Here is an 8,096-nt window from a genome sequence, read left to right as displayed (position 1 = left end):
TTTTCAGCACACCCCAACATTCAGTATAGAACCCTTTTTTCGTGCTGGCTTTTTATGTGGGAGGCCTGCTTACACAGATTTTCAAAGATGCCGGTTCAATCCGGTTTAATCCGTTTATCTGCCTGTATTATGGCATGTTTTCGTTGACGGGGCTAAAAAATACAGTGATATCCCTGTTACTATTCCTGATTATCGGAGGAGTCGTTATTTATCGGGGAAGTGCTGCCGGAGATCAGATGGACGAGGAGCGCAATTTTGAGTATTCCAAAAAGGGAACCTACGGAACTGCCGGTTACATGACAAAGGAGGAGCGGGCTAAGGTACTGGCCGTTAATCAGGATTTAAAAAATGTGGACGGTATCCTCCTGGGGCTGGATATCGACAATGAACAGGTAATCAGTCTGCCTAAAAATTCTATGCTCAACCGGAATATTGCCGTGTGCGGCTCCCAGGGAAGCATGAAATCTAGGGCCGTTTCCAGAAATATGATTCTCCAGTGTATAAAACGTGGGGAAAGCATGTTTGTGACAGATCCCAAATCCGAACTTTATGAGGATATGGTGTCCTACTTAAAAGCGAATGGCTACATCGTGAAGCAGTGGAATCTAATCAGCCTTGAGAACTCGGACGCATGGGACTGTCTGGCGGAGATTGATGACGGCGGACTGATTGACATTTTTGTAGATGTGGTTATCCGTAATACAACGGACAAATTTGACCATTTTTATGATAATACGGAGATGGACTTGCTAAAGGCACTTTGTCTGTATGTTTACCGGGAATACCAAGATGGGGACCGGACGTTTCCGGAGGCGTATAAGCTGCTTTTAAACCAAAGCCTGGAGGCCCTGGACGCAATTTTTGACGGACTTCCGGAAACGCACCCGGCGAAAGGGCCGTACCGGTTGTTTTCTAAAGCTGAGAAGGTGAAGGGAAATGCAATCCTGGGTCTGGGTACCCGGCTGCAGATTATGCAGAATAAACTGGTGCAGGAAATTACTAGCCACAAGGATATTGATTTAACGCTGCCGGGGCAGAAAAAATGTGCTTATTTTTGCATTACTTCGGATCAGGATTCCACGTTTGATGTTCTTGCGACCTTATTTGTCTCCTTTTTATGCATAAAGCTGGTACGTTTTGCAGACCGGCAGCCAGATCGAAAGCTGCCGGTTCCGGTTTTCTTTATTCTGGACGAATTTCCGAACAGTGCGATACGTTCTGCGGTTAAAAACAGGGATACTGACAAAGCTGCAGCCTGAATTTCAGGAACTGCACGGCTGAAATCTCAAATGACGGGGTAACGCCCGGAAGGGGATTCGTTGATCTCCGGATAGCGCCGGATTTTACAGGAAATCCAGGGTTATAAGCCCGGTAAAGGCGTGCGAAGTACACCCTAATGAGGAACAAGGAAAGGTCTATGGAGGCATGGGCTGTGTATGACAGTGCGGACGGTGCTGGCATATGGCTAGAATGGCGGAGCCTGACAAAGTACCGAAGGAAAGACTCTAAACGAAATCTGCAGAAATGTGGAAATACCAGCAATGGTGTGCCGGTGAGGCAAAGTAAAGTGGTTCGGATGAAATGCCTTCTGTATTTACAGGATACAGGGAGCCTGCAGGATCATGCGAGGCTCATACCGGCAGGGTCAAAGGTGCGGCCTAAGTGCCAGCAATACTAAGCTGTGCGGAACGTAGTAAACAGCTGACGTGGAGAATGACTGTAAATGCAATATCCCACGGTTGTGACGAAGGTGGCAGATGCCATATAAGCACATCTGCAGCTGTGAAAGTAGTGCCACAGTACCGATGAAACCATGATAATAAGTGGCGGAGGGATAGGCACAAGCCAGCGCATTATGCGTTGGTGGAGCGCCGTATGATTGGAAACAATCAAGTACGGTGTGGGGCAGGGGAAAAATCCGAGCATATTGCAGAGATTTACCTATTGCTATTAGGAGTAGTGCCAGATTTCAAGAAAAAATTAGCAACGGCCAGAAGTAGGCAGATTGGAATGTGTATCCTGTACCAAAACGTACCTCAGCTCCAGAACCGGTATCCGGATGGGCAGTGGGAAGAAATTTTGGGAGGGTGTGATACCTCATTGTTTCTGGGCTGTAATGATATGACGACGGCTACCTATTTCAGCGGCCGTTCCGGCGAGATTACGGTAGGGGTTTCCTCCATCCGTAAAAGCTTCCAGACCATGAGAATGACGGATTATGTTCCGGATTATTCAGAGTCTTCCTCGGTTGGAAAGCGGATGCTGCTGCTTCCTGATGAGGTGCTCCGGTTCCCGCTTGACCAGGCCTTGTTGATTATCCGGGGGCAGAAGGTATTGAGAGTAAAAAAACTTGATTATACCAGACACCCGGAAGCAAAGTTTTTGGAGCCGGAAAAGACGGATATGCATATCCCGGAATGGCGGAAGGCGGGAACGGCAAAAGAGATGAAGGCTGAGGCTGTGGAGGAAAAAGAGAAAGAAAATCCGGATTTTGATTGCTCTGATAAGGAAGAGGAGCCTTTGACCCTTCAGGAACATGTGCGTTCAAGAAAACAGGTTAGACCTGGGACGAGGAGAAGGCCAGAAGAGGAAGATTCTCGCAGTCAAGAGGAACATGGACGGATTGAGAAAGTGGAGGATCTGTTTCGGTGATTAGTTGTGCCGGGAATAAATCAAATTTTGAGGAAAAGATTAAGGCGCTTTGGGAGGAGCGCCTTTTTCGTTATCCTTTCATTTGCATTGTATCATGACTGCCGCGGAGTGGTGTAAAGAACATATCTGGATGCTTTATCAGATGAAAGCAGGGCGGTACTGCTCTCCGCAATAAGGAAAAAGAGGTGATGCAAATGTGATTTTATTGGAAGATGACACCAAACAACAATATTTTGAGTGAAGGAGGTCTTTACAAGCGAATTTAAAAGTTTTTATAAGAGTGTACAAGGCAATGAGGGAGATAAGTGTAAGTATAATACGAGGCTGGATACTTATGGGTGCGGCTGCCAGCATAAGTGCGATTACTGTTATGCGCGCTCCCTGTTAAATTTCAGGGGATTTTGGGATGCTGCGAATCCGCGTGTTGCGGATATTAAAAAGGTAAAAAGAAAAATCAATCACCTCCAGCCGGGGGCTATCATCCGGCTGGGGGGGAATGACGGATTGCTTTCAGCCGTGTGAACTGAAACACCGTGTTATTTATCAGACAATACTTGAGATGAACCGCTACAGAATAGGATATCTGATTGTGACAAAGTCTGCACTGATTGCAGAGCCAGAGTACATGGATATATTGGATAAGGAATTGGCGCATATTCAGATCACGGTTACCTGCCTCGATGATGCAAGGGCATTGCAATATGAGAAATCCAGCCCTCCGTCTCAAAGAATCCATGCAATTCAACGATTGCAGGAAGCTGGATTTGATGTATCAATCCGGCTCAGTCCGATAATAGAACCATTTATGGACTTTGAGAAATTGAATGCAATCGGAATTGAAAAGTGCATTATTGAGTTTTTAAGAATTAACTCATGGATTAAACAGTGGTTAAAGGATGTGGATTTCACCAAATATACACTGCAACAGGGCGGCTACCGCCATCTGCCGTTACCAGAAAAAATAAGAATTGTCGAGAAAATACTGATACCGGAAAAGACAGTATGTGAAGATGTCACAGAGCATTATTTTTATTGGCGAGATCATGTAAATCCCAATCAGGAGGATTGCTGCAACCTGCGGATTTACAAAGATTCTATTGTTTAGAGGAGGTTTCTATGCAGGGACTTATGATATATGAAAATCCGGTGATCCGTCTGGGATTTACAGCAGTTATGAAAAAAGAATTCGATATAGACATTGATTATACAGACCGCGATGCAGTGCTTCGGGCGGCTAATGCACTGATTCCTTACGAGAGTGTAGATGCATTTCTGCTGGATACGGAATGGGATAAGGACAATCCGGAGTGTAGCAGCGAGGCGTATTTGATTGAGAAGCGGATTTGCAGATGGATTGATGGGAAGTTTGTTTACTTTAGTAGGTTGTTATGGGAAAAGATATAGGTCGGTTAATTGAAAAAGTAAATTCCAGTGCAGACTTAGATTCTACCATGCATGAGAAACTTCTGCATTTCCAAAGAAAATGAGGGTTCTAAAATAATAAAAACATGTTATACTATGCTTATCATTCAGTGAAATTTTTATTTTGGGGTACGGCAAACAAGCCAAACGGAGGATAGTGTGCGAGACTAAATTCCATTGGGCTTAGAGATTGGCTTATGAATTCCTGCTGTCTCTGGAATCAGATTTCATTGAGTATTAGTAAAACTTATTTAATCAGCTTTGGAGCCAGTTGTACCTTGTCAGGTGCGACTGGCTTCAAGTGTAATGTCGAAAGAATATCTGGCCCAAAGTCTCTATATGCCACCTGATAAGGCGTCTGTCCGTTCAGGATGGCACGGGGCGTCGAGTTGATGTGATTTACAATTAGATTCACATCCCATTGTGTTAACAGCTCAAAACTGGAGCCTTTGGGTAACACATTGCGAAGCATGGTATGGACATTCTCCACACCGCCTTTCTGACAGCTCTGCATGGGATCGCAATAATAAATACTGGTACGCTGGATATCATGTATCCCTGTTTCAAGGGCCTCTGGATCGCCGAATTCTGTGCCGCGGTCAGTCAGAATCGTTTCAAACAGAGATAAAAAAGAATAGGTATCCAGCCTGGTTTCCAGGCGGTCAGATACTCTGCGGACTTCAGCGCTTGTCTTTCTATTTAGAAGAAATGCAAGAAACAGCTTCTGCTTACGGAAATAGAATGTCAGTAGGACTTTGCGTGCGTTCCCGGCTGAGATGACAGTGTCCATTTCCACGACTTGTTCGGGCATGAAATCCTGAAAGTCCAGAAAGGTTCTTCCCAGAAAGACTTCCCTGTTAGAAATCTGACTCTGATGGCTCTTGCGCGGCTTAAAACGCGGTTTACGCTTCAAGTCGATGTTGCGGGCAAGAAGAATCCCCTGTTCAATATACTGATACAAGGTACGGACAGAAATGCCCAGTTCAGGATGATTGGTCACGATCTGATAGGGAGACTGCCCATTGGCGATGAGTGGGGTGACCACGGAGTCAATGGCATGGAGCTGTTCTCTGGTCAGATTGATACCGGCCCTGGAGGAAACGAGCACTTCTTTGTATTTGCGCTCAGCAAAGAGCGCGTTGTAGTTATATTTGGCAGCAATTGTACAGCGGTGCAGAGGTTTGAGGCAACCATTGCAGACATAGGGAGCCCTGGTAAGACGGTGGCAACCCTCTTTTACGAAATGCCTGCAGACCTGATTGCATTTGAAACAGGAGGAGCATTTGCGTTCACAAAGGAAAAGCTTCTCGCAGACATTGGTCCGGCGGCATTGAAAGCGTTTGATGCAGAAGTTACTGGTGTTAGTGATAGACCCCTTATGAAATGAGTCCAAAGCTCGGTGTCTGCGCACCTCCTTAGAAATCGTGGATGGATCCTTACAAAGGAAACGCGCAATATCTTTAAAGGTCCTCCCCTCATTCAGGGACTTCTCAATATAGAGTCTGTCATCAAGAGAGAGGTGTTTGTGGTTACCAGGAATAAGATTAGACATAGTAGTCTCCTTCTACTGTCCCAGAGACGCAGGAACAACCGTAACATAGATATGCAGGTGTGACAAGGAAAAGGAGAGAGGGAGTTAAATCCAGTTGTGCGAGACTAAATGCTATATATGATTGCAAGAGTAGAATTTAAAATTTCATTTTAGGAAAGATATAGGCCTCTAAAGTCTATGTATGCATAGTCTTTAGGGTATGGTATAATAATTCTAACAGATTGATAATTTAGAATTTGCAAGGGAGAATGTTTGTTGATGGCACTAGTAAATCTAAAAGAAGCATATGTTAAATATCTTGATAGTTTAAATAGTGGATGTAATGATGAGATTGAGAAAGCAAAATATAGCCTACTATTGGAAGCTGCTAACCTCTTTGAAGTAATTGTTAATTACATTACATTATGTAAATTTGGACTGAAATATGATTTTAGTAATAGTATTATCCCCAGAGGAACCAAGTTATACCGTATTAGATGTTATGAAGATAATACCGATTTTTCAAATCCAAATCAATGGAAAGCTCCACCACATAAGCCACAAAATAGAGCAAATATTAAAGGACAGGAGGCACTATATTTAGGAAGCACAGAAACCATTTGTCTATTAGAAGCGCATATAAAAAAAGGTGATAGATATGCATTGGGAATTTATGAAACCACGGCGAATATCGAAGTTGGAGGTTTTCTATCATATCATTCAAACAATATGCTTCAAAATTTGTCTGGAATGATTTTAAATGCTTTTTTGATAGCACCATCACGTAGTTCAAGAAATAAAGAGTTATTCTCCTATTTAGATTCTCATTATGGTTTATTAACTTTAGATGATCTATCGGACATAAATGAGGTGAATGTAAATGGCGCATTAGAACTCCCTATGAAATTTGGAGTATTAAATCAACTTGATAAATATTACAATCTCACAAATCAATTATGCAATATTCTTTCTGAAGATACTCCTAATGGCATAAGGTATAGTTCATGTTATCTTCCTATGGAAACTGTGGGTATAGAGTGCTCCGATTTTAATATTGTTTTGTATAGCGAAGGAATTTCTAAGATTAAGCTTATTGACCATAAAATCAAAACTAATATAAAGGATTTTGACTATACCGATTTACTAAAAATTATTATAAACGGTTAATGAAGGTTAAATTCTAATTGCAGAGCTGTAAACTCTGGATATGTTGTTATCCCTATGGTATTTTTCTTATTTTTCTCTGGATTTTATCATAGAATCAAGTGATAAAGTTTTCTCACTATCGAGCGAAAAAAAAATTGCGACTAAAATGCGACCACATTGCGTCACCAGTCATATTGACATAGGATTCTGTCTATTTTATAATGATATCATGAAATTTATATACTTACACGAAAAAAGCAGCTTCATATTTTGAGGCTGCTTTTTTCGTTCCTGAGTTTAGAACAGGGGGATATTCCCATCTGATTCTATAAATATAAAGAGGAAAGGAAGATTTTTGAGTGGCAAATCTAAAGATGGAAGAGGTGAGAGCATCGAAGGAAACAGCAAAAGAAATGCAGATAGCTGCTAATATGGGAATTCTGACAGTGGATACCGATGGACAGACAAGGCCCCCACGTGAGCAGGAGGACGTAAACTGGCATGAACTGACCAATGCGTTCCGGGCCAGGAAGGTGTTATCCGGTATGCTGGGCGGTATTGAAAAACTGGAGGGCGGCTGGGTTGTGGCTGTCATACAGTACAAGGGGTACCGGGTAATTATACCGATGGAAGAGATGATGATTAATCTGGAGGGAGACGGCAGGGAAAATGCGGATATCATAAATCGGCAGACACGGCTGGCAAATAACATGCTGGGCTCAGAACTTGATTTTATTGTGCGAGATATGGATCAGAAGACACGTAGCATTGTCGCGTCCAGAAAAGAGGCCATGCTCAGGAAACGGCAGCTTTTTTATTTTACCGAAGGAGCGGACGGATATCCGATGGTGCGCCCCGGCAGGATCGTGGAAGCCAGAGTGATTGCCGTTGCGCCCAAGGCGGTTCGCCTGGAGATTTTCGGTGTGGAGTGTTCCTTAAAAGCCAGGGACATGGCCTGGGAGTGGATGGTAGACGCTAACGACAAGTTTGCCAATGGAGACATCGTTCTGGTAAAGGTTTTAAAAATGACCGCAGAATCACCGGAGAATATACGGATTGAAGTGAGTGCAAAAGAGGCACAGGCTAACACCAATAAAGAAAATCTTATGCGTCTGCATAAGCAGGGCAAGTATGTTGGAAAAATCACGGATGTCTATAAGGGAACCTATTTTATCCATCTCAACAACGGTGTGAATGCGGTAGCCCATTCCTGTAACACTGCAAGCCTTCCGGGCCGCAAGGACGAGGTTGGCTTCCTGGTCACCAGAATCAATGATGAGACAGAAGTGGCTGAGGGGATTATTACCAGAGTCATCAAGAGATGTATGTAAGTAAATACTGCCGG

General features: G+C 43.5%; 7 protein-coding genes. 6 read left to right on the top strand and 1 reads right to left on the bottom strand.

What is annotated here, in order from left to right; translation table 11 throughout:
• Window positions 1–56: 56 nt before the first annotated feature.
• The 4 genes from CLOSYM_RS09805 (at window position 57) to CLOSYM_RS09780 (ending at window position 4,056) form a co-directional block, all read left to right on the top strand.
• A complete protein-coding gene (locus CLOSYM_RS09805) occupies window positions 57–1,259 on the top strand; it encodes a type IV secretory system conjugative DNA transfer family protein (RefSeq protein ID WP_242828663.1) in 1,203 nt (400 codons plus the stop codon).
• Window positions 1,260–1,875: 616 nt separating this feature from the next.
• Window positions 1,876–2,652 carry a type IV secretory system conjugative DNA transfer family protein gene (locus CLOSYM_RS23440; protein ID WP_021642009.1) on the top strand — a complete coding sequence of 259 codons (777 nt, stop codon included), beginning with the start codon at window positions 1,876–1,878 and terminating at the stop codon, window positions 2,650–2,652.
• A 496-nt stretch (window positions 2,653–3,148) separates the two neighbouring features.
• Window positions 3,149–3,757: a radical SAM family protein gene (locus CLOSYM_RS09785; RefSeq protein WP_044902320.1), complete on the top strand. Its 609-nt coding sequence runs from the start codon at window positions 3,149–3,151 to the stop codon at window positions 3,755–3,757.
• Window positions 3,758–3,768: 11 nt separating this feature from the next.
• Window positions 3,769–4,056 carry a hypothetical protein gene (locus CLOSYM_RS09780; RefSeq protein ID WP_021642005.1) on the top strand — a complete coding sequence of 96 codons (288 nt, stop codon included), beginning with the start codon at window positions 3,769–3,771 and terminating at the stop codon, window positions 4,054–4,056.
• A gap of 265 nt (window positions 4,057–4,321) precedes the next feature.
• Here the strand turns inward: CLOSYM_RS09780 and CLOSYM_RS09775 are convergent, their stop codons facing one another.
• Window positions 4,322–5,626, bottom strand: a complete 1,305-nt coding sequence (locus CLOSYM_RS09775) for an IS30 family transposase (protein ID WP_044902319.1) — start codon at window positions 5,624–5,626, stop codon at window positions 4,322–4,324.
• A gap of 258 nt (window positions 5,627–5,884) precedes the next feature.
• Between CLOSYM_RS09775 and CLOSYM_RS09770 the strand changes: the two genes are divergently transcribed.
• Window positions 5,885–6,772, top strand: coding sequence for a hypothetical protein (locus CLOSYM_RS09770; RefSeq protein WP_021642002.1), 888 nt, complete (start codon window positions 5,885–5,887; stop codon window positions 6,770–6,772).
• A 338-nt stretch (window positions 6,773–7,110) separates the two neighbouring features.
• Complete coding sequence (locus tag CLOSYM_RS09765; protein ID WP_242355143.1) at window positions 7,111–8,082, top strand: S1 RNA-binding domain-containing protein; 972 nt, start codon at window positions 7,111–7,113, stop codon at window positions 8,080–8,082.
• Window positions 8,083–8,096 lie beyond the last annotated feature (14 nt).

It is taken from the genome of [Clostridium] symbiosum ATCC 14940 (assembly GCF_000466485.1).
GTDB classification, from domain to species: domain Bacteria; phylum Bacillota; class Clostridia; order Lachnospirales; family Lachnospiraceae; genus Otoolea; species Otoolea symbiosa.
This window is presented reverse-complemented; position numbering and strand designations above follow the sequence as displayed.